General features: G+C 74.0%; 18 protein-coding genes. 10 read left to right on the top strand and 8 right to left on the bottom strand.

Annotated features, from left to right (window positions below):
• Positions 1-22: 22 nt before the first annotated feature.
• Entirely contained in the window at positions 23-1,606 is a 1,584-nt protein-coding gene (gene dacB / locus ACGFNF_RS12775) for a D-alanyl-D-alanine carboxypeptidase/D-alanyl-D-alanine-endopeptidase (protein WP_393167690.1), read from the bottom strand.
• A gap of 134 nt (positions 1,607-1,740) precedes the next feature.
• On the opposite strand from dacB, the gene ACGFNF_RS12780 reads away from it, so the two are divergent.
• Positions 1,741-2,814: an NAD(P)-binding domain-containing protein gene (locus ACGFNF_RS12780; RefSeq protein WP_393167692.1), complete on the top strand. Its 1,074-nt coding sequence runs from the start codon at positions 1,741-1,743 to the stop codon at positions 2,812-2,814.
• A gap of 181 nt (positions 2,815-2,995) precedes the next feature.
• On the top strand, positions 2,996-3,277 hold the full coding sequence (locus tag ACGFNF_RS12785; protein WP_357579712.1) for an adhesin: 282 nt from the start codon (positions 2,996-2,998) through the stop codon (positions 3,275-3,277).
• Positions 3,278-3,320: 43 nt separating this feature from the next.
• On the opposite strand, the gene ACGFNF_RS12790 is transcribed toward ACGFNF_RS12785, so the two are convergent.
• The 4 genes from ACGFNF_RS12790 to ACGFNF_RS12805 all read right to left on the bottom strand — a co-directional run bounded on the left by ACGFNF_RS12790 (position 3,321) and on the right by ACGFNF_RS12805 (position 7,308).
• On the bottom strand, positions 3,321-4,418 hold the full coding sequence (locus ACGFNF_RS12790; protein WP_393167694.1) for a hypothetical protein: 1,098 nt from the start codon (positions 4,416-4,418) through the stop codon (positions 3,321-3,323).
• 243 nt (positions 4,419-4,661) lie between these two features.
• The gene (locus tag ACGFNF_RS12795; protein WP_393167696.1) at positions 4,662-5,225 is read right to left on the bottom strand and encodes a PepSY domain-containing protein; all 564 of its coding nucleotides are present in this window, start codon (positions 5,223-5,225) and stop codon (positions 4,662-4,664) included.
• Between the two features lie 113 nt (positions 5,226-5,338).
• Positions 5,339-6,616: an ATP-binding protein gene (locus tag ACGFNF_RS12800; protein ID WP_393167698.1), complete on the bottom strand. Its 1,278-nt coding sequence runs from the start codon at positions 6,614-6,616 to the stop codon at positions 5,339-5,341.
• Complete coding sequence (locus tag ACGFNF_RS12805) at positions 6,613-7,308, bottom strand: response regulator transcription factor (protein ID WP_151453606.1); 696 nt, start codon at positions 7,306-7,308, stop codon at positions 6,613-6,615. The genes ACGFNF_RS12800 and ACGFNF_RS12805 overlap by 4 nt, the downstream gene beginning before the upstream one ends.
• Before the next feature lie 102 nt (positions 7,309-7,410).
• Here ACGFNF_RS12805 and ACGFNF_RS12810 point away from each other — a divergent pair, with 102 nt between their 5' ends.
• The 3 genes from ACGFNF_RS12810 (at position 7,411) to ACGFNF_RS12820 (ending at position 10,374) form a co-directional block, all read left to right on the top strand.
• Positions 7,411-7,896, top strand: coding sequence for a septum formation initiator (locus ACGFNF_RS12810; RefSeq protein WP_357579716.1), 486 nt, complete (start codon positions 7,411-7,413; stop codon positions 7,894-7,896).
• Between the two features lie 243 nt (positions 7,897-8,139).
• Complete coding sequence (locus ACGFNF_RS12815; RefSeq protein WP_357579717.1) at positions 8,140-8,532, top strand: cupin domain-containing protein; 393 nt, start codon at positions 8,140-8,142, stop codon at positions 8,530-8,532.
• 45 nt (positions 8,533-8,577) lie between these two features.
• Entirely contained in the window at positions 8,578-10,374 is a 1,797-nt protein-coding gene (locus ACGFNF_RS12820; RefSeq protein ID WP_393167701.1) for a glycoside hydrolase family 15 protein, read from the top strand.
• A 49-nt stretch (positions 10,375-10,423) separates the two neighbouring features.
• On the opposite strand, the gene ACGFNF_RS12825 is transcribed toward ACGFNF_RS12820, so the two are convergent.
• Positions 10,424-11,617, bottom strand: a complete 1,194-nt coding sequence (locus ACGFNF_RS12825; RefSeq protein WP_151453609.1) for a threonine synthase — start codon at positions 11,615-11,617, stop codon at positions 10,424-10,426.
• A 16-nt stretch (positions 11,618-11,633) separates the two neighbouring features.
• Positions 11,634-12,695 (bottom strand): DNA polymerase ligase N-terminal domain-containing protein, encoded by a 1,062-nt coding sequence (locus ACGFNF_RS12830; protein WP_393167703.1) that lies wholly within the window; start codon positions 12,693-12,695, stop codon positions 11,634-11,636.
• Positions 12,696-12,788: 93 nt separating this feature from the next.
• On the opposite strand from ACGFNF_RS12830, the gene ACGFNF_RS12835 reads away from it, so the two are divergent.
• From ACGFNF_RS12835 to ACGFNF_RS12845, 3 genes are all read left to right on the top strand, one after another.
• Positions 12,789-13,577: an aldo/keto reductase gene (locus tag ACGFNF_RS12835; protein ID WP_393167705.1), complete on the top strand. Its 789-nt coding sequence runs from the start codon at positions 12,789-12,791 to the stop codon at positions 13,575-13,577.
• Between the two features lie 189 nt (positions 13,578-13,766).
• Entirely contained in the window at positions 13,767-13,931 is a 165-nt protein-coding gene (locus ACGFNF_RS12840) for a hypothetical protein (RefSeq protein WP_165947736.1), read from the top strand.
• Complete coding sequence (locus tag ACGFNF_RS12845; protein ID WP_393167708.1) at positions 13,931-14,896, top strand: N-acetylmuramoyl-L-alanine amidase; 966 nt, start codon at positions 13,931-13,933, stop codon at positions 14,894-14,896. The genes ACGFNF_RS12840 and ACGFNF_RS12845 overlap by 1 nt, the downstream gene beginning before the upstream one ends.
• A gap of 70 nt (positions 14,897-14,966) precedes the next feature.
• On the opposite strand, the gene ACGFNF_RS12850 is transcribed toward ACGFNF_RS12845, so the two are convergent.
• Entirely contained in the window at positions 14,967-16,109 is a 1,143-nt protein-coding gene (locus tag ACGFNF_RS12850; RefSeq protein WP_393167710.1) for a cellulose binding domain-containing protein, read from the bottom strand.
• A 304-nt stretch (positions 16,110-16,413) separates the two neighbouring features.
• Between ACGFNF_RS12850 and ACGFNF_RS12855 the strand changes: the two genes are divergently transcribed.
• Together ACGFNF_RS12855 and ctaD are read left to right on the top strand one after the other, a co-directional pair.
• Positions 16,414-17,523, top strand: coding sequence for an FAD-dependent monooxygenase (locus tag ACGFNF_RS12855; protein WP_393167712.1), 1,110 nt, complete (start codon positions 16,414-16,416; stop codon positions 17,521-17,523).
• 157 nt (positions 17,524-17,680) lie between these two features.
• Entirely contained in the window at positions 17,681-19,441 is a 1,761-nt protein-coding gene (gene ctaD / locus ACGFNF_RS12860) for a cytochrome c oxidase subunit I (RefSeq protein WP_132233840.1), read from the top strand.
• The last annotated feature ends 108 nt before the right edge of the window (positions 19,442-19,549 follow it).

Here is a 19,549-nt window from a genome sequence, read left to right on the forward strand (position 1 = left end):
CGCACCGGGCCCCGCCGGCCGGTCAGCAGGCGTTCGGCTTGACCCAGGCGCACTCCAGGCCCTCCGGGACCCGGGGGGTGTCGGGCGCCGTCGGGGCCGCGACCCGCGCGCCGGTCACGCCCCTGCCCGTGTACGAGGCCAGGGCGATCGCGATCTGGTCTTCGAGCGTCTTGACGGAGGAGGCCAGGTAGTTGTTGAGCAGGATCGAGAACGCCAGCACCCGCCCGTCGGCGTCGGTGACGTAGCCGGAGAGGCCGGAGACGCCGGTCAGGCTGCCGGTCTTGGCGTGCACGTTGCCCGCCGCCGCCGTGCCCCGCATCCGGCTGCGCAGCGTGCCGCCGACGAACCGGTCCGCCTCGCCGGCGACCGGCAGGGCCGCGTACCAGGTGTCGAACCAGGGCTCGTCGCGTACGGCGGTGAGCAGGTCCACGAACTCGTCGGCGGGGATCAGGTTGCGCCGGGAGAGCCCGGAGCCGTCGCGCTGGCGTAGCGTGCCGGTGTCCATCCCGGCGTCGGCGACGTACTCGCTGATCGCGGTCAGCCCGGCCGACCAGGTGCCGGAGCCGGAGAGCACCCGGCCGATCTCCTTGGTCAGCACCTCGGCGTGCCCGTTGTTGGACAGCTTGAGGAACGGCACCATCAGTTGGGCCAGGGGCATCGAGCGGTGCCGCGCCACCTCGGCCGCGCCCTCCGGGGTGGCCTGGCCGAGCACCGTCCGGCCGAGCACCCGTACGCCGTGCCGACGCAGCGCCGACCGGAAGACGTCCGCGGCGTAGCCGGTGGGCTCCCAGACGCTGACCCAGTCGTTCGCCGGCGCGGCACCGAGCGCGATCTGCCCGGTCACCACGACCGTGTTGCTGCCGTGCGCGCGCTCGAAGGAGACAGACGTCTCCCCGCCCGCGACCGTCTCGGCCCGGTTGTCGATCTTCAGGTACCGGGTGGCCGGGGTGGTGGTGACGACCGGACGCGCGCCGGCGGTCGCGCCCGGGGCGGCGTGGACGATGACGGTGCCCGCGTCGTAGTCGGTGTCCGGTGCCACGGTCAGGGCGGAGACCTGAGCGGCGTAGTAGTACGGCTCGTCGTCCCAGGTCCAGTCGGGGCCGAGGCGGGTGCTGTCGTAGCGGGTGTCGTCGGCCACCAGGTTGCCGGTGACCACCCGGACGCCCGCGGCGGCGACCCGCGCGGCCAGCGCGTCGTAGTCGGCGGCGAGCATGGTCGGGTCGCCGCCGCCGCGCAGGTAGAGGTTGCCGGAGACCAGGCCCGCCCGGCGGGCGCCGCTGGTCCGCACCTCGGTGCTGAAGTGGTGGCCCGGCCCGAGCAGTTCCAGCGCCGCCGCCGAGGTCAGCAGCTTGGTGTTGGAGGCGGGTACCAGGCGGCGGTCGCCGTTGCGGTGGTAGACCGTCTCTCCGGTGGTCGCGTCCTTGACCACCACCGAGGCCTGCGCCCCGGTCAGCCGGCTGTCGGCGAGGATCGCGTCGATGGTGGCGTTCAGCCGGGTCGCCGCGGGGGTCGGGGACTCGGCGGTGGCGGTGGGCGCGCCCGCCGTGGCCGCGGCGGCGACGAGTGCCGCCAGCGCGAGCGTCCGGGGGAAGAGACGACGATGCATGGGGTGATGCTGCCATGCAGGTATCTGCCAGAAAAGGGCGTCGATGGAAAGAAATTTTCCGTGGGCCCGGCGGCTGTGACCGGCGAGACGCTCCCGGCGGGCAGCCGGGCGGGCCCGCCCGTGTTGTAACCGGCATGGACGAGCGCTCCGTCGACGTGCTGGTGACCGGGGCCGGGCAGGCCGGCCTCTCCGCCGGCCACCACCTGGTCCGCGCCGGGTTCGCCCCCGGGGACGGCTTCGTGATCCTCGACGGGGGCGACGGGCCGGGCGGGGCGTGGCGGCACCGCTGGCCCACGCTGCGGCTCGACCGGGTGCACGGCTTCCACGACCTGCCCGGCCTGCCCTTCCCGGTGGCCGGGCCCGACCGGCCGGCGGCCGAGGTGGTCAGCGCCTACTTCGCCGCGTACGAGCGCGAGTTCGACCTGCCGGTGCGGCGGCCCGTGCGGGTCCGGGAGGTGCGCGACCGGGCCGACGGCCGGCTCGCCGTGCACACCGACCACGGCTCCTGGACCACCCGTGCCCTGGTCAACGCCACCGGCACCTGGACCCGACCGTTCTGGCCGCACTACCCCGGCCGGTCGACCTTCCGGGGCCGGCAGGTGCACACGGCCGACTACCGGGGACCGGCGGAGTTCGCCGGCCGGCGGGTCGTGGTGGTGGGCGGCGGAACGTCGGCCGTCCAGTTGCTCGCCGAGGTCTCCACCGTGGCCGCCGGCACCACCTGGGTGACCCGGCGCCCGCCCGACTTCCGCGACGAGGAGTTCACCCCCGAACGCGGGCGCGCGGCGGTGGCCCTGGTCGACGCGGCGGTACGCGCGGGCCGCCCGCCGGACAGCGTGGTCGGGGTGACCGGGCTGCCGCTCACGCCGGAACTGCGCCGGCTGCGCGAGCGCGGCGTGCTCGACCGGTTACCCGTCTTCGACCGGATCACGCCGGACGGGGTGGCCTGGGACGACGGGCGGTTCGTGCCCGCCGACGTGATCCTGTGGTGCACCGGTTTCCGGGCCGCGCTGGACCATCTCGCGCCGCTGCGCCTGCGCGCGCCGGGCGGCGGTATCACGATGGACGGCACCCGGGTGGTCGCCGACGAGCGGATTCACCTGATCGGGTACGGCCCCTCCGCGAGCACGATCGGCGCCAACCGGGCGGGCCGCGCGGCGGCACGCGAGATCCGGGCCCGGTTCGCCCCGGCCCGCGCCGCGGACTGACCCCGCTCTATTTGACGGATGCCCCGGCAGGGGGCACCGTAGGCCGTGGAGGGGCCCTGAGCTGCCCCGAAGCGCGACGGCGATGTGCGTGTCGCCCTTCCATCGCCTCCCACGTGTGCTCGCCCGCGGGCCGATCCCCGGTCCCGCACCGCGAATCCGAGAATCCACGAGGAGTTCCGCCATGCTCACCATGACCGACAACGCCGTGCTGGTCATCCGAGACCTCGCCAACCAGCAGGACGTCGCCGAGGACGGCGGAGTGCGGATCGCCGCCGACACCGACGCGGGTTCGCTCACCGTCGAACTGGTCGCCGAACCGACCGAGGGCGACCACGTGGTCGACAACCAGGGCGCCCGCATCTTCCTGGACTCCGACGCCGCCGAGCTGCTCGGCGACGCGTCGGTGGACGCGAGCGTCGACGACGAGGGCATCGTGCAGTTCGGGTTCACCGAGAAGCAGTGACGGCCGGGCGCCGCCTCCCCATCGGTGCCCGGCGGGGAGGCGCTCAGCCGGCCCGGCGGGTCTCCCCGTTGCGGTGCGGCCGGGCGGGACGGCCCCGCTCCGGCGGCGCCTGACCGGACCGCCACGGCCGGGACGCCCGCCCCCGCTGCGGCAGCGCGGCCAGCACGTGCGCCAGGTGGTGCGAGGTGCTCCACGCCGCCCAGTTGCTGGCGGACCCGGCGCCGGCGCCCCGGCGGGCCCGCCGCAGGATCTCGTGGTCGCCCCAGGAGAAGGCCGCGCCCGTGGCCGGCCAGTGCGGCGCCGAGACCACGGTGCGGCACAGGTCCGCGAACCGGTCGTCGCCGCGTCCGCCCCGCCGCGACCAGCGGTACACCCACCAGGCGCCGTCGGTGGTGTAGCGGACGGTGGGCAGCCGGTCTCCCGCCTGGTCGGCACCGGGCACCGCGGAGCCGACGCCGTAGTCGCCGTACCCGACGCCGAGGTCGGCCAGCCGCTGCCAGAGCTGCCAGTCCCAACGGTCGACGCGCACCGGTTCGTCGGTGGGCAGGGCGGACACCGCCGGGGGCATCCCGCCCGCCGCCACGCTCACGGAGCACCAGGCGTGCCGGCGGGCCCACTCCGACAACCGGCGGACCCGGGGTTCGGCCACCCGTACGTCGGCCCGGCAGCACACGTCGCCCGCGTCGAGGAGCAGGTCGCACTGCTCGGGCACCAGGCCGGTGAGCCGCCAGATCCGCTCCGCCGCCGCCGTGGCCGCGTCCGGGCCGGCGCGATCGTGCCCGACCCGCAGCCGGACGACCGCCCGCTGGGCGTGGGCCCGGGCCGCGGCACCGTGCGCCACCAGGCGCCGGTCACTGTCCGCGAGCCCGATCACCGGCACCAGCGGTACGCCCCAGCGGACCAGTTCGGCCTCCGGGGCGTCGGGCAGGCCGGTGACGTCGACGGCCGTGAGCAGCCCGTCGGGCAGCCGACGGAGCACGTCAATCGTGAACTGGTCGAGGACGGACACCTGGAGGACCGGGGCGAGCAGGGGGGCGACGACGTCGTCGAGATGACCGAGCGCCTCCAGCTCACCCCGCCGGTTGGCGAGGATGGGGCGGTAGACCGGTTCCGCCGCCCGGCCCTCGTGGGCGGGCACCATACCCCAATGTAGCCAGACATCGGTGTCGGTCACAGGGCCGACCGGCCCGTCCCGCCCGCCGGGGCGGGCGGCATCCGGCGGCGACGACAACCCGCCGGAGGGCGCCGGGTCACCGTCGTCGCTTCCTGGGCCGGGCCCGCCCACCGCGCCCACGCGTCGAGCCGGCGGCACAGATCACCGCCGCGCAGCCCGCGACGACGCCGCCGCCCCGCAGTGCGGGACGGCGGCGCTACCGGCGACGGGTCAGTCGTCGTCGCCGTCGTCATCCGAGTCGTCGTCGTCCGAGTCGTCGTCGTCATCGTCATCGTCGCGGTCATCGTCGTCGTCATCGTCGTCGTCGACCGGCTCCTGCTCGGCCTTGACCACCGTGCCGTCGCCCCGGTCGACGTCGATCTCGTGCTCGGTCTGCCCGGCCACGATCTCGACGCTCCACACGGCCCGGCCGTCCTCGTCCTCGCGCTCGACCTCGACGATCTTGCCGCCGCCCGCCCGGGCCAGTGCGATCTCGCCGGCCCGCTGCTCGCTCACCGCGTCGTCGCCGGTGGCCGGCGCACCACTGCCCGACGGGGAGCCGGGCGCCGCCGGGGTGCCGCTGGTGGTCGGCGCGCCGCTCGTCGCCGGGGCGCTGCTCCCGGTGCCGCTCGGGGTGCCCGGCGTGGCCGGGGTCGTCGGGGCGGTGGTGGCGGCGGCCAGGGTGGTCGCCCGGGCCGCGCCGTTGTCGGCCGCCGCGACGCCGAAGGTCGCGCCGGTCACGACGAGCACGGCCGCGCCTCCGAGCGACGCCAGCATCAGGGACTTGCGCTTCATCTCGTTCACCCTTCCTCGGTTGCTGGTTCCCAGGATCGCGCCCGCCCGGATAGCGCCACGCTGCCCGAACGCTAAGGCCGGGTTAAGCCTGTCCGGGCGCGACCGGAGGAGGGTCAGGACGGGGGCGGGCCCAGTTCGAGGCGTACCTCGGCGCCCCCGGAGGGCGCGGTGTGCAGGGTGAGGCGGCCACCGCTGGACTGGGCGGCGCGGCCGGCGATGTCCAGGCCCAGGCCGGTCGAGCCGGCGGTGCTCGCGCCCCGGCCGATCGTGCCGGGCGGCATCCCCGGACCCTCGTCCGCCACGACCAGCGCCGCCCGGCCCGACTCCTCCGCCGTCAGCCGGACGGCGAACGCGGTGCCGTCCGGGGTGTGTGCGAAGACGTTGCCGAGCAGGGCGTCCACCGCCGCCGCCAGCTCGTCGGCGGGCACACCCACCGGCAGCGGTCCCGGCGCCAGGTCGAGCGTCACGGCCCGCCCGGTGTCCTCGGCCAGCACCGACCAGAACGCCACCCGCTCGGCCACCACGGCCGCCGCGTCGGCGCTGGCCGCCCCGGCCGTCGGCACCCGCCACCGGGCCTGTCGGATCAGGCCCGTGACCGCCCGCTCCAGGCCGTCCACGGCCGCGGTCACCCGGGCGGCGTCCTCCGGATCGCGCAGCGCCTCGGCCTCCAGGCGGAGCGCCGTCAGCGGGGTACGCAGGCGGTGCGAGAGGTCCGCGACCTCCTCCCGCTCCTGCACCAGCAGCACCTGGATCCGGCCGGCGAGGTGGTTGAGGGCGCCGGCGACCTCGCGCAGCTCGCGCGGCCCGGCGGGCGTGACGCGCGCGGCCAGCTCCGCGTTCGCCAGCCGGTGCGACACCGCCGAGAGTTCACCGATCGGCCGGACCAGGGTGCGCGCCAGCCGGTCGGCGACGGCCAGCCCGATCAGCACCAGCAGCACGCCGAGCAGGGCCAGGACCAGCCAGGACCGGGTCACCCCGGCGGTCAGCTCGGCGGGCGGGACCACCGTACGGATCACGCCGGTGCCGTCCGGGCGCCCCTGCACGGCGATCACCACCTCCCGCCCCCGCCCGGACTCGGCGGTGAGGCTCTGCCCCCGTTCCGCCAGCGCCACGGCGGCCGTACGGGGGGCCGGGGCGCCGAGCACTGTGCCGTCGGGCAGGAACACCGTGACCGGCCGCGCGGACTCAGTGGCCAGCTGGTCGACGGTCAGCCGGATCGTCGCGGTGTCGGCGGTGCCGACGACGGTGACGAGGCTCTGCGCGTCGGCCGTGGCCCGCACGGTGGCCCGGTCCGCCGCGACCGTACGCACCAGCAGCGCCAGCGGCACCAGGAAGGCGACCAGGGTGAGCACGCTGACCGCGGCGACCAGCAGCGCCAGCCGGGCCCTCATCCGGCGCTCCCCGGCGCTTCGAGCCGGACCCCGACGCCCCGGACGGTGTGCAGGTAGCGGGGCGCCTGCGCGCTCTCCCCGAGCTTGCGCCGCAGCCAGGACAGGTGCACGTCCACGGTCTTGTCGGCGCCGCCGTACGGGACCCGCCACACCTCGGCGAGCAGCTCCCGCTTGGTGACCACCTGGCCGGGCCGGCCCGCGAGGTGGTGCAGCAGGTCGAACTCGCGCGGGGTCAGCTCGACGGGCGCGCCGTCCAGGGTGACCTGCCGCGACCGCGGGTCGACCCGCAGCCCGCCCACCACCAGCGCCGGGTCCTCCTCCGGGGCGGACCCGCTCCCGCGCCGGAGGACCGCCCGGATCCGCGCGTCGAGCTGCGCGGCCGTGAACGGCTTCACCACGTAGTCGTCCGCCCCGGCGTCGAGCACCCCGACGATCTCGGTCTCGTCGTCGCGGGCGGTGGCGACGATCACCGGTACGGCGCTGACCGCGCGGAGCATCCGCAGCAGCTCGCGGCCGTCCAGATCGGGCAGTCCCAGGTCGAGCACCACCAGGTCGGGCCGGTCGTCCAGCGCGTCGCGCAGGCCGGTCATCGCCGTCGAGGCGGCGGCCACCGCGTGCCCCCGCTCGCGCAGTGCCCGCAGCAGCGGCGTACGGATCGTCAGGTCGTCCTCGATGAGCAGCAGGCGGGCCACAGGTGGCAGGCTAGCCGCCACGCGGCGGGCCGGCCCGGACGTTAACCCTCCCTTAGCCTCGTCCGGTGCTCGTCCCAACCTCGGATCGGTCAGACTCGGGGAATGCGCCGCCGTTCGTTCCTCGCCGTCGCCGGGTGGCTGGCCACCGCCGCCCTCGCCACCCTGATCGGGGTGGCCGCGATCCGGTGGGTGGGGGAGAGCATCGCCGGTACCCCGGGCGGGGTGCTCAGCCAGGAGGAGATCGAGCGTGCCCTGGCCTCGCCCAGGCCCACCGTCCCCGGGGCCGGCGGCCCGTCGTCCCCGACGGCGGGCGGGACCGGCGGACCGCCGTCGCCGGGAGCGCCGGGCTCGACCCCGGCGGGAGCACGTCGGGCCTTCGCCACGACGGGTGGCAGCGCGGTGGTCGAGTGCGGGCCGGGCGGGGTACGGCTGGTCTCCTGGACGCCCGCGCCGGGCTACCGGGTCTCGGACGCGGAGCCGGGGCCGGACGACGACGTGGAGGTCGCCTTCGCCGGCCCGTCCGGGGAGTTCGAGCTGAAGCTGCGCTGCGTGGGGCTGGAGCCGGTGTCGGTCGAGGACGACGACTGAGCCGGACACGAGCGCGCGGCGCCGTTCGGATCCAGTGGATCGGAACGTCGCCGCGCTCTGGCCGTCTCCCACCACCGCAGCCGTACGGCGGTACGCCGGCGGGGACCTGGCTCGACCGGCCATCGTGCGCCGGCTACTCCCTCGATCCCCGTCCATCAGGGATCGAAACCCCCGAGGAGTGGCGAATTCCACCATCTGCGAGTCCCGGCGTGGCGTCGGGCCGCAGCGGGTATGTGCGTGGGCATGGAGCATTTCACTATCGCGACCGTCGCCGAGAAGAGCCCGGACTTCCGGCGGGTGCTGTGGACCGGTGCGCACACCCAGCTGGTGATCATGACGATTCCGCCGGGTGGCGAGATCGGCGAGGAGGTCCACGAGGACATCGACCAGATCCTGACCTTCGTCAGCGGTACGGGCGAGGCGCAGGTGGCGGGGGAGAAGCGCGAGGTCGTGCAGGGCGACCTGGTGGTGGTGCCGGCCGGCACGAAGCACAACTTCGTCAACACCGGCCCCAACCCGCTGGTGCTCTACACGGTCTACGGTCCGCCCGAGCACGCCGACCAGGCGGTGCACCGGACCAAGGAGGAGGCCGACGCGGCCGAGGCCGCCGGCGAGGACGAGCCGCCCACCTCCTGACCGTCGGTGCCGCCTGAGGCGGCCGCAACGGGGTACCCGCAGCGGGTGGACCAACTGGCGATCTCCGACTACGGGTTCCTCTCCGACTGCCGTTCGGGCGCCCTGGTCGGTCGGGACGGCTCGATCGACTGGTGGTGCCCGGACCGGTTCGACTCCCCGTCGGTCTTCGGTCGTGTGCTCGACCCGGAGGCCGGGCACTTCCGGCTGGCGCCCACCGCCGCCGGGCTTCCCGGGCACCGGGTGGAGCGGGCGTACGTGGCCGACACGCTGGTGCTGCGCACCGTGCACCACACGCCGGAGGGGAGCGTCGCGGTCACCGACGCGCTCGCCGCCGAGTTCGGTGCCCGTGGCCACCAACTGGGGATGAACTCCCCGGCGGTGCTGCTACGGGTCGTGGAGGGACTGGCCGGGCGGGTGCGGATGTCGCTCGACTTCCGCCCCCGCCCGGAGTACGGCCTGCTCACCCCGTACCTGCACGGGCAGCCCGACGGCGGGGTGCTGGCCGCGGCCGGCCCGGCGGTGCTGGCCCTGCACACCGGCGGGGTGCCGCCGCACGTCGACCGGGACCGGGTCCGGCAGGAGTTCGAGGTCTCCGCCGGGCAGGTGGTCGGCTTCGACGTGGCGTACGGGCAGGCGTACGGGACGGTGCCGGCCCGGCTGGAGCCGGTGGCCGCGCTCGCCGAGACGGTGCAGGCCTGGCAGGCCTACCGCGAGTCGCACCACTACGACGGCCGCTACCGGGAGCAGGTCCGGCACAGCGCGACCGTGCTCACCGGCCTCACGTACGCCCGCAGTGGCGCGGTGGCCGCGGCCCTGACCACGTCGCTGCCGGAGCGGATCGGCGGCGACCGCAACTACGACTACCGGTACTCGTGGCTGCGCGACTTCGCCATGACGCTGCGCGCCCTCTGGGTGGCCGCCTGCCCGTCCGAGGCGTCCCGGCTCTTCGCCTGGGCGGCCCGCTCGATCGGCCGGGTCGGCACCGACCCCGTGCCCGTGCTCTTCGGCCTGGAGGGGGAGCGCGACGTCTCCGAGCACGAGTGCGCCCACCTGCGCGGCTACGGCGGCAGCCTGCCGGTGCGGGTCGGCAACGACGCCTGGCGGCAGCGCCAGCTCGACGTGCCGGGCGAGGTGCTCTCGGCGGTCTGGCAGCTGCGCGACCACCTCGGGGAGTCGTTCGACACGGAACTGCGCGAGATGGTGCTCGGCCTGGCCGAGCAGGTCGCCGCCACCTGGCACCTGCCCGACCGGGGCATCTGGGAGACCCGGGACACCGAACGGCACTACCTCACGTCGAAGGTGCTCTGCTGGGTGGCGCTGGACCGGGCGGTGCGGCTCGCGCCCCGGCTCGGCGACCGGGCCGACGCCCGGCGGTGGGCGCGGATCCGCGACGAGATCCGCACCGCCGTGCTGCGCGACGGCTGGCACGAGCGGACCGGCGCGTACGGCGGCGCGTTCGGCTCGCCGGAGCTGGACGCCTCCGTGCTGCTGCTGCCGCTGGTGGGCTTCCTGCCGGCGACCGACCCGCGGATGCGCGCGACCATCGAGGCCGTCGAGCGCGGGCTGGGCGCCGGGGACGGACTCGTCCGCCGCTGGGACACCGACCCGGCGGGCTTCCTGCCCTGCTCGTTCTGGCTGGTGGAGTGCCTGGTCCTGGCCGGTGAGCAGGGCCGGGCCGAGGCGCTCTTCGAGCGGCTGCTCGGGCACGCCAACGACATCGGCCTGTTCAGCGAGCAGATCGACCCGCGTACCGGCGCGCAGGTCGGCAACACCCCGCAGGCGTTGTCGCACATCGGCCTGGTCAGCGCCGCCTGGCGGCTGACCGACCCCACCACGGACTGACCGCGGGCTCAGGAAGGGCCCCCACCGGAAGGGGTCCCTTCCTGACACGTCAGGCGGGGAGCACCGGCACGTCGGTGACGTCCACCGTCTCCGGGTACTTCACGCCGGCCCCGGTGTTGAGCACCACCACGCGTTCGCCGGCCCGGATCCAGCCGCCGGCGCGCAGGTGCCGGGCGGCGGTCAGGCAGGCGGCCCCCTCAGGGCAGAGCAGCAGCCCTTCGCGGGCGGCGAAGTCCCGCAGGTCGGCCAGGATCTCGGCGTCGTCCACGGCGATCGCGGTGCCGGCGCTGGCGCGCAGCGCGTCGAGGATCAGCTCGTCGCCGAGCGGGGCCGGCACGGTGATGCCGAACGCCACGGTGTGCGCGTCGGCCCAGGGGCGCGCCCGCTGCTCACCGGCGGCGAAGGCGCGGACGATCGGCGCACAGCCCGTCGACTGCACCGCGACCAGGCGGGGCAGCTTGTCCTCGATCCAGCCCAGCTCGCGCAGCTCGTGCAGCGCCTTGTGGATGCCGATCAGGCCGACCCCGCCGCCGGTCGGATAGATGATCACGTCCGGCACCTGCCAGCCGAGCTGCTCGACGATCTCGTACCCCATCGTCTTCTTGCCCTCGAGCCGGTACGGCTCCCGCAGCGTGCCGGCGTCGAAGATCGCGCCGCCGGAGCCGGCGACCAGCCCCGCGACGTGCCGCCCGGCGTCGCCGATCAGCCCGTCGACCAGGCGTAGGTCGGCCCCGGCGGCCACGCACTCGCGCCGGCAGATGGCCGGCGCGTCCAGCGGCATGACGATTGTCGCGCCCAGCCCGGCCCGCGCGGCGTAGGTGGCCCAGGCCGCGCCCGCGTTGCCGTTGGTGGGCATGGCGATGCGCGTGACGCCCAGCTCGCGGGCCCGGCTGACGCCCACCGCCGCGCCGCGCGCCTTGAACGAGCCGGTGGGGGTCAGCCCCTCGTCCTTGACCAGCAGGTCCGCGATGCCGATCTCCGCGCCGTAGGTCGGGGTGCGCAGCAGCGGCGTCCAGCCCTCGCCCAGCGTGGTCTCGTGCCGGGGGTCGGCCACCGGCAGCAGCTCGCGGTAGCGCCACAGGTCGGCCGGGCGCAGGGGGAACCGTTCCGGGGTGAGCACCTTCGCCACCGCCGCCAGGTCGTAGCGGGCCAGCAGCGGGGATCCGCAGTCGCAGAGGTTTGTCAGCTTGGCGGCGTCGTGCTCCCGCCCGCAGCGCGGGCACTCCAGGTGCGTCAGGTACACGATGCTCCTCGCCGTCTCAGCTCGTGTCTCGGCTCGCGTCGATGCTCAGCCAGCGCCGGCTGCGCCCGCCCGGCTCGTAGACCGAGTCCAGGCGCTTCGCCACCACCCCGGGCAGCCCCTGCTCCCGGCCGGTCCGCAGCGCCTCCCGGCCGGCACCGGGGAACCACGGCGGAGTCTGCCAGTGCGGGCCGGCGAGCGCCAGGCCGTCGAGCAGCTCCCGGCGCTGCGCGTACGGCAGGTCGAGGCTGGTCACGCCCTCCATCCAGAGCAGATCGAAGATCAGGTACTGGGCGTCGGGGGTCCGGCGTCCGCCGCGCGCCGGCCGCACCCGGCCGGCCCGGTCGATGCGCACCAGGACGCCGTCCAGCACGGCCTCCGTGGGCGCCAGCTCCTCGGCCAGCTCCCGCAGCCAGGGGTACGTCCCGGAGACGTCCTCGTCGTCCTCCGCGAGCAGCCGCAGCCGCCCACCAGAGACGTACGCGACCGCGCGCACCCCGTCCCAGCGCAGCTCGTAGCCCCACTCCGGCTCGTCCGCCGGCAGCTTCGCCGCCCGGGTGGGGTGCATCGGGCGGACCAGCTCCGGCATGCTCGTCCAGCCCTCCGGCGGCGGGTCGGTGCGCCGGACCATCCAGTCCCGCCTGCTCCTGCCGCCGGTGGCGAAGAGGACGTACCGCCCGGAGGTGCGCTCGCCGTCCAGCACGACGATCACCTCGTCGGCGCGCCACTTCTCGCAGTGGTAGGTGCCCCGGTCGTGGACGGTCATCCGTCCGCCGCCGTACTCGCCGGCCGGGATCTCGCCGTGGAAGTCGAGGTATTCCATCGGGTGGTCCTCGGTGTGCACGGCGAGGTGGTTGCGGCCGGTGTCGCGGGGCAGCCCGCGCGGCACCGCCCAGGAGGCCAGCACCCCCTCGTGCTCCAGGCGCAGGTCCCAGTGCAGGCTGCGGGCGTGGTGCTGCTGGATGACGAACCGGGCCGTGCCGTCGGCGGGCCGTTTCCTCCCCGGGGGGCGCTTCGGCACCGGCTCCGGGGTGCGCGCCGCGTCCCGTCTGCGCCGGTACTCCTCCAGCGGGTCAGCCACATCCGCATTCTCCGGCAATCCGCGCCGGCCCGCCGGCCGCCCGGGTGTCCGGTCGCCCGGGCATGTCGTGGGTCATCACGGGTAGACCGCGGCATGGACCACGAGGACCAGCCCACCGTTGCGCTCCCGGGCGAGGTGCGGATGCCCCTGCTCGGCTTCGGCACCTGGCAGGCCACCGGCCAGGCCGGGTACGACGCGGTGCTCGCCGCGCTCGACGCCGGCTACCGCCACGTCGACACCGCCACGATGTACGGCAACGAGGAGGAGGTCGGCCGGGCGGTCCAGGAGAGCGGGCTGCGCCGCGAGGACGTCTTCGTCACCACCAAGCTGCCGCCGGACCGGGTCGGACGGGAGCGGGAGACGCTCGAGGCGAGCCTGACCGCGCTCGGCACCGACCACGTCGACCTGTGGCTGATCCACTGGCCGCCGGAGAATCCGGCGGACAACATCCCCGTCTGGCGGGAGCTGCTCGCCGCCCGGGACGAGGGGCTCGCGCGCGCGGTGGGGGTGAGCAACTACGGCACCGGCCAGCTCGACGAGCTGATCCAGGCGACCGAGGAGAACCCGGCGGTCAACCAGATCCGGTGGAGCCCCTCGTTGTACGACCGGCAGCGGCACAAGGAGCACCGGGACCGGGGAGTGGTGCTGGAGGGTTACAGCCCGTTCAAGACCAGCGACCTCGCCCATCCGGTGCTGACCCGCATCGCCGCCGCGCACGACGTCTCCCCGGCCCAGGTGGTGCTCCGCTGGCACGTCGACCACGAGATCGTGGTCATCCCCAAGTCGGTGACCCCGGAGCGGATCCGCGTCAACGCCGACATCTTCCACTTCTCGCTGACCGCCGAGGAGATGCGCGACATCGACGCCCTCGGCAACCCCTGACGAACCCCTTCCGGCCACCTGCGACGGTGGCCCGTTCCGGGTGCCGGACCCGGACCGGAGTTGCCAAATTCCTTCAGCCTGAATAGGGGCGATGAAGGGTATCGACATAGATGCTCGTGACGATATACCGTGCGCGTCACCAGTTCATCGATGAGTCGGAACCCCTCCGCCCTTGTCTGAAGGAGCGCCATGAACGCGTCACGACCCGCCCGCCTCCCCCGACGCGGGGTGCTGGGCATGTCGGCCCTGGTGGCCACCGCGGTGGCCGTAGCCGCCAAGCCCGCCACGGCGAGCGCCGCTCCGCTCGCCGCGCCGAAGGCCGAGTGCCTCGCCGACCTGCTCGGGGAGTCCTGATGGCCACCATTCCCTGGCTGGTGGACGTCCTGCGGGGGGCGGGCGTCCAGGTCGTGACCCACGGCGACTGGCTGAACCGGATGCGCCCGGGCGACTTCAACCCGATCGGCGTGCTCTGGCACCACACCGCCGCCACCTCCAGCGCCACCAACCCGCACCCGGCGCTCAACATCTGCATCAACGGCCGCTCCGACCTGCCCGGCCCGCTCTGCCAGGCCCTCGTCGACTACCACGGCGTCTTCCACGTCATCTCCGCCGGCCGCTGCAACCACGCGGGCGTCAGCCGGGGCAGCGGGCCGATCCCCGCCGGCGACGGCAACACCCTGATGATCGGGTGGGAGATCGACTACAACGGCGTCAACCAGGAGATGACGGCGGCGCAGTACAACGCGTCGATCGCCGCGACGGCCGCCGTGCTCAAGCGGCTGGGCAGGGACGCCAGCTACGCCCGGGGCCACCGCGAGACGAGCACCACGGGCAAGATCGACCCGTCCTTCATCGACCTGAACACGATGCGCGCCGACGTCGCCGCGAAGATGTCGGGCGGCGTCCCCGCCTGGAGCTCCGTGGTGGACAACTCCACCGCCGGCCGCTTCACCGCCAGCGCCAGCTGGGGCACCTCGGCGTACTCGGCCCAGCGCTACGGGACCGACTACCGCTTCGCCCAGCCCGTCGCCGCCAGCGACGCCGCCTGGTACAAGTTCAACGTCCCGGCGACCGCGAACTACCGGGTCGACGCGTGGTGGCCGGCGGTCGCCGGCTACAACACCGCGACGCCGTACATCGTGGCCACCACCACCGGCAACCGGACGGTCATCGTCAACCAGGCGGCGACCGGCGGGCAGTGGCGCTCCCTCGGCACGTTCACGCTGCCGGCCGGGGACGCCAACCGGGTCGCGGTCAGCCGGTGGAGCTCCGCCGCCGGCCTCGTCATCGCCGACGCCGTCCGGCTCACCCGGGTCTGACCCGGCCGGCCCTGAGACACGCGACGTCCGCCAGGCACCGGGGTGGCCCGGCGGACGTCGCGTCCGGCGTTCAGGAGCGCGAGCAGGCGGTCCCGTTGAGGGTGAAGCTGGTCGGGGACGCGTACGCGCCGCTCAGCGTGCCCTGGTAGCCGAAGCTGGCCGTGCCGCCCGGGGCGAGCGAACCGTTCCAGCTGATGTTCCGCGCGGTCACCGCCGAGCCGCTCTGGCTGACCGTGGCGTTCCACGAGCTGGTGATCTGCTGCCCGGCGGGCAGGTTGTAGGCCAGCGTCCAGCCGTTGATCGGGCTCGACCCGGTGTTGGTGATCTGCACGTCGGCGGTGAAGCCGTTGCTCCAGGAGTTCGGCGTGTACTTCACCGCGCACCCGGCACCGCCCGGCGGGGGAGTGCTCGGCGGGGGCGTGGTGGGCGGCGCGGTCGTGGGCGGCGGGTTGCCGCCACCGTTGACCGCCGCCGAGAACGAGGTCACCGCGAGGCCGGCGCCGCCCTGCCACGGCTCGAAGCCGGCCTGGATGCTGGTCAGGTACCAGGAGTTGGTGATCGCACCCCGGTTGCGGGTGTCGTTGATGAACGCCAGCAGGTTGAGGTTCGCGCTGCTGATCGCCGACGGGGCCAGGTACGAGATCACGTTGTTGGAGCCGTTGCTGCCGCGCCACACCTCCCAGCTCCGCCCGTCGATGGTGGCGGTGCCGACCGGGGAGCCGATGGGCTGGATCGGGCCCTGCCGGTTGAGCCAGATCATGATCTCCATCTGGTTCACCCCGTCCCGCTTCGGCGAGGGGTCCAGCCAGATGTCGTACGAGGCGTTGTAGACGGCGTTGCTGACGTACCGGTAGGCGATGCTGCTCGTGGCGCTGCTGATCTGGCTGACCTGGATCGGCAGGTTGGTGCCGGGGGAGCAGTTGGTGTAGTGGCAGCCGAGGAAGATCGACGGGTACGCGGTCGGCGCGCCGTTGGTCGGGTTGCTGCCGTTCTGGGTGGTGATCTCGAAGCCGCTGCCGGTGACGTTGATGCACTGCTGGGCGGTGGTGCCCCAGCGGTTGTTCTGCACCACGTAGCGGCCCTGGATGGTGGTGGAGCCGTACTGCTCGCAGATCTGCGTGTCGGCGCTGGCGGTGCCGCCGAGTGCTACGGCGACGATCGAGCCGGCGGCGAGCAGCGCGGCTGCCGCGAGGGCCCGGAGTGGACGTTTCATTGATGCTCCTTCGGCTTCGGCGCGGAACGCCGGACGGAGTCGGTCGGTGGGCGCGGGAGCGCTCCCACAACCCTTCGACACATTTACATCTCTGAAACCGCAGCGCAACGGGCCTGGGGTATTGGAGAGGTAAGTGAGGTTTGTCACGCCCGGGTCGCTCGGTGGGCAGGTGGTCCCCCGAAGCAGGCGCGGCGGGCGCCGAGGAGTGTTTCGCCTGGGACGATTGACTCTGGTGTGTGCCGATTGCGCCGAGTAGTGTCTTGCCTCCAACGCGTGCCGAACCCCTCCGGAGGCGTACACCACCATGGGTGGCTCTCCCCTGCGCATCCTCGTCGTCGGCGCGGGCATCGCCGGTCTGGCCGTGGCCCGGGCGCTGCGGATGGCGGGCTTCCGCCCCGACGTCACCGAGAGGCTGCCCCCGGGCGAGAACGCCGAGACCGGTCTCTACCTACCCGGCAACGCGGCCCGGGCGCTGTGCCGCCTCGACCTCCACGGACCCGTACGCCCGCTCGGGCACGTCATCCACCGGCAGCGGTTCCTCGACGCGGCCGGGGCGCCGCTCTGCGAGGTGGACCTCGACGCGCTCTGGTCCGGGGTCGGCGAGTGCCGGGCGCTGCCCCGGACGGAACTGCACCGGGTGCTGCTCACCGGCGCGGGCGGCGCCGTCCGGCACGGCGCCGAGGTGCGCGCCGTCGACCTGCTGCCGCACTCCGTCGGCGTCACCTTCGTCGACGGCACCGCCGCCGAGTACGACCTCGTCGTCGGCGCCGACGGGCCGCGCTCCTCGATCCGGGCCCTGGCCGCGCTCGGCGGTCCGCCCCGACCCGCCGGCCAGGTCGTCTACCGCAGCGTGGTGCGCGACGGGCCCCCGGTCACCGAGTGGACCGCCCTGCTCGGCCAGCGCGCCGGCTTCCTGGTCGTGCCGATCGGCGCCGGGCGGCTGCACTGCTACGCCGACGAGGCCGGCACCGTCGCGCCGGCCGACCCGACGGCCCGGCTGCGCGAGCTCTTCGGCGACTACGGCGGACCGGTGCCCGCCGTGCTGGAGGCGCTGGACCGGGTGCACGTCGGGGTCACCGAGGAGGTGGAACTGGGCTGCTGGTCCCGGGGACGGGTGCTGCTCGTCGGGGACGCCGCGCACGCCACCGCACCGACGCTGTCCCAGGGCGCGGCGATGGCGCTGGAGGACGCCGTGGTGCTCGCCGACTCCCTCCGCGCGGCCGGAGGCGACGTCGAGGCGGCCCTGGCGGCGTACGAGAGTCGTCGTCGCCCGCGTACGCGATGGGTGCGGGACCGGACCCGGGACCGCAACCGGACCCGGGACGTGCCGCCCGCGCTGCGCGACCCGCTGCTGCGCGGGCGCGGCGACCGGATCTTCGGCGAGCACTACCGGCTGCTGCTCGGCCCGCTGTAGCGGCCGGCGGCCGAGGGCCCGGTGCGCCGGGGGCGCGCAGGCTACCCGACCACCCCACGCGGCGTAGCCACCTGCCGGGGACTATCCTCCTTGCGGATGACGGCCCGCAGATAACCAGCGCGTGCCGAGCGGGACAACCCAGAACCGGAGGCCACTCGTGACCACCGTCGCACCCAAGCCGGTCGTGACCCGGCCCTGGCCGGTCCGAGCGCCGGTCAAGGGGTCGGCCATCGCGCGGCTGCTGCGTACCACGGACGCGAAGCAGATCGGGATCATGTACATGGTCACCGCGTTCGCGTTCTTCATGATCGGTGGCCTGATGGCCCTGATCATGCGGGCCGAGCTGGCCCGGCCCGGGCTGCAGTTCCTGTCGCCCGAGCAGTACAACCAGCTGTTCACCATGCACGGCACGATCATGCTGCTGTTCTTCGCGACGCCGATCGTGTTCGCCTTCGCGAACTACGTGGTGCCGCTGCAGATCGGCGCACCGGACGTGGCGTTCCCCCGGCTGAACAGCTTCGCCTACTGGCTGTTCCTCTTCGGCGGCACGATGACCATGGTCGGCTTCCTCACCCCGGGTGGCGCGGCCGACTTCGGCTGGACCGCCTACGCGCCGCTGAGCTCCGTCGAGCACTCGCCCGGCGTGGGCGCGAACCTGTGGGTCGTCGGCCTGGTCATCTCGGGTCTGGGCTCGATCCTCGGCGCGGTCAACGTGATCACCACGATCCTGACCCTGCGCGCGCCCGGCATGACGATGTTCCGGATGCCGATCTTCACCTGGAACATCCTGGTCACCGGTCTCCTGGTGATTTTGGTCTTCCCGCTGCTGGCCGCCGCGCTGATGGCGCTCGCCGCCGACCGGCTCCTGGGCGCCCACGTCTACGACCCCGCGACCGGCGGGCCGATGCTCTACCAGCACCTCTTCTGGTTCTTCGGCCACCCCGAGGTGTACATCATCGCGCTGCCGTTCTTCGGCATCATCTCGGAGATCATCCCGGTCTTCTCCCGTAAGCCGATCTTCGGCTACAAGGGCCTGGTCGCCGCGACCATCGCCATCGCCGGCCTGTCGATGAGCGTCTGGGCGCACCACATGTTCTCCACCGGCCAGGTGCTGCTGCCGTTCTTCAGCTTCCTGAGCTACCTGATCGCCGTGCCGACCGGTATGAAGTTCTTCAACTGGATCGGCACCATGTGGCGCGGCCAGATCAGCTTCGAGACGCCGATGCTCTTCTCGATCGGCTTCCTGGTCACCTTCCTCTTCGGTGGTCTCACCGGCGTGCTGCTGGCCAGCCCGCCGATCGACTTCCACCTGCACGACTCGTACTTCGTGGTGGCCCACTTCCACTACGTGCTCTTCGGCACGATCGTGTTCGCCGTCTTCGCCGGCATCTACTTCTGGTTCCCGAAGATGTTCGGCCGGATGCTCGACGAGCGGCTGGGTAAGGTGCACTTCTGGCTGACCATGATCGGCTTCCACACCACGTTCCTGGTGCAGCACTGGCTGGGCAACGAGGGCATGCCCCGCCGGTACGCCGACTACCTGCCCGGCGACGGCTTCACCACGCTGAACATGGTCTCCACCATCGGCGCGTTCATCACCGGCATCTCGACCCTGCCGTTCATCTGGAACTGCTGGAAGTCGTACAAGGCCGGCCCGGTGGTCGAGGTCGACGACCCGTGGGGTCACGGCAACTCGCTGGAGTGGGCGACCAGCTCCCCGCCCCCGCTGCGGAACTTCGACCGGATGCCGCGGATCCGCTCCGAGCGGCCGGCGTTCGACCTCAAGTTCCCGGAGCTGGCGGCCGGCGGCCAGAGCCTGGCCGGCCCGCCGGAGGGCGGCGCCAAGCCGCTGACCAGCGAGTCCGACGGCGGTGCCAGCTACCGCGAGGACACCGCGAGCGACGCCGACCGGCGCTGACGCTCCGCACCACGTACGACGGGCGCCACCCCACCCGGGGCGGCGCCCGTCGGCGTTGCGAGAGGTACGCCCCGTGGCGGGGGCGGCGCTGACGATCCGGACCGGGCT

It is taken from the genome of Micromonospora sp. NPDC048868 (assembly GCF_043198195.1).
GTDB lineage: Bacteria > Actinomycetota > Actinomycetes > Mycobacteriales > Micromonosporaceae > Micromonospora > Micromonospora reichwaldensis.

Coding starts and splice junctions, on each gene's coding strand:
- dacB (WP_393167690.1), bottom strand. CDS start 1,606: ATGCATCGTCGTCTCTTCCCCCGGACGCTCGCGCTGGCGGCACTCGTC.
- ACGFNF_RS12780 (WP_393167692.1), top strand. CDS start 1,741: ATGGACGAGCGCTCCGTCGACGTGCTGGTGACCGGGGCCGGGCAGGCC.
- ACGFNF_RS12785 (WP_357579712.1), top strand. CDS start 2,996: ATGCTCACCATGACCGACAACGCCGTGCTGGTCATCCGAGACCTCGCC.
- ACGFNF_RS12790 (WP_393167694.1), bottom strand. CDS start 4,418: ATGGTGCCCGCCCACGAGGGCCGGGCGGCGGAACCGGTCTACCGCCCC.
- ACGFNF_RS12795 (WP_393167696.1), bottom strand. CDS start 5,225: ATGAAGCGCAAGTCCCTGATGCTGGCGTCGCTCGGAGGCGCGGCCGTG.
- ACGFNF_RS12800 (WP_393167698.1), bottom strand. CDS start 6,616: ATGAGGGCCCGGCTGGCGCTGCTGGTCGCCGCGGTCAGCGTGCTCACC.
- ACGFNF_RS12810 (WP_357579716.1), top strand. CDS start 7,411: ATGCGCCGCCGTTCGTTCCTCGCCGTCGCCGGGTGGCTGGCCACCGCC.
- ACGFNF_RS12815 (WP_357579717.1), top strand. CDS start 8,140: ATGGAGCATTTCACTATCGCGACCGTCGCCGAGAAGAGCCCGGACTTC.
- ACGFNF_RS12835 (WP_393167705.1), top strand. CDS start 12,789: ATGGACCACGAGGACCAGCCCACCGTTGCGCTCCCGGGCGAGGTGCGG.
- ACGFNF_RS12840 (WP_165947736.1), top strand. CDS start 13,767: ATGAACGCGTCACGACCCGCCCGCCTCCCCCGACGCGGGGTGCTGGGC.
- ACGFNF_RS12845 (WP_393167708.1), top strand. CDS start 13,931: ATGGCCACCATTCCCTGGCTGGTGGACGTCCTGCGGGGGGCGGGCGTC.
- ACGFNF_RS12850 (WP_393167710.1), bottom strand. CDS start 16,109: ATGAAACGTCCACTCCGGGCCCTCGCGGCAGCCGCGCTGCTCGCCGCC.
- ACGFNF_RS12855 (WP_393167712.1), top strand. CDS start 16,414: ATGGGTGGCTCTCCCCTGCGCATCCTCGTCGTCGGCGCGGGCATCGCC.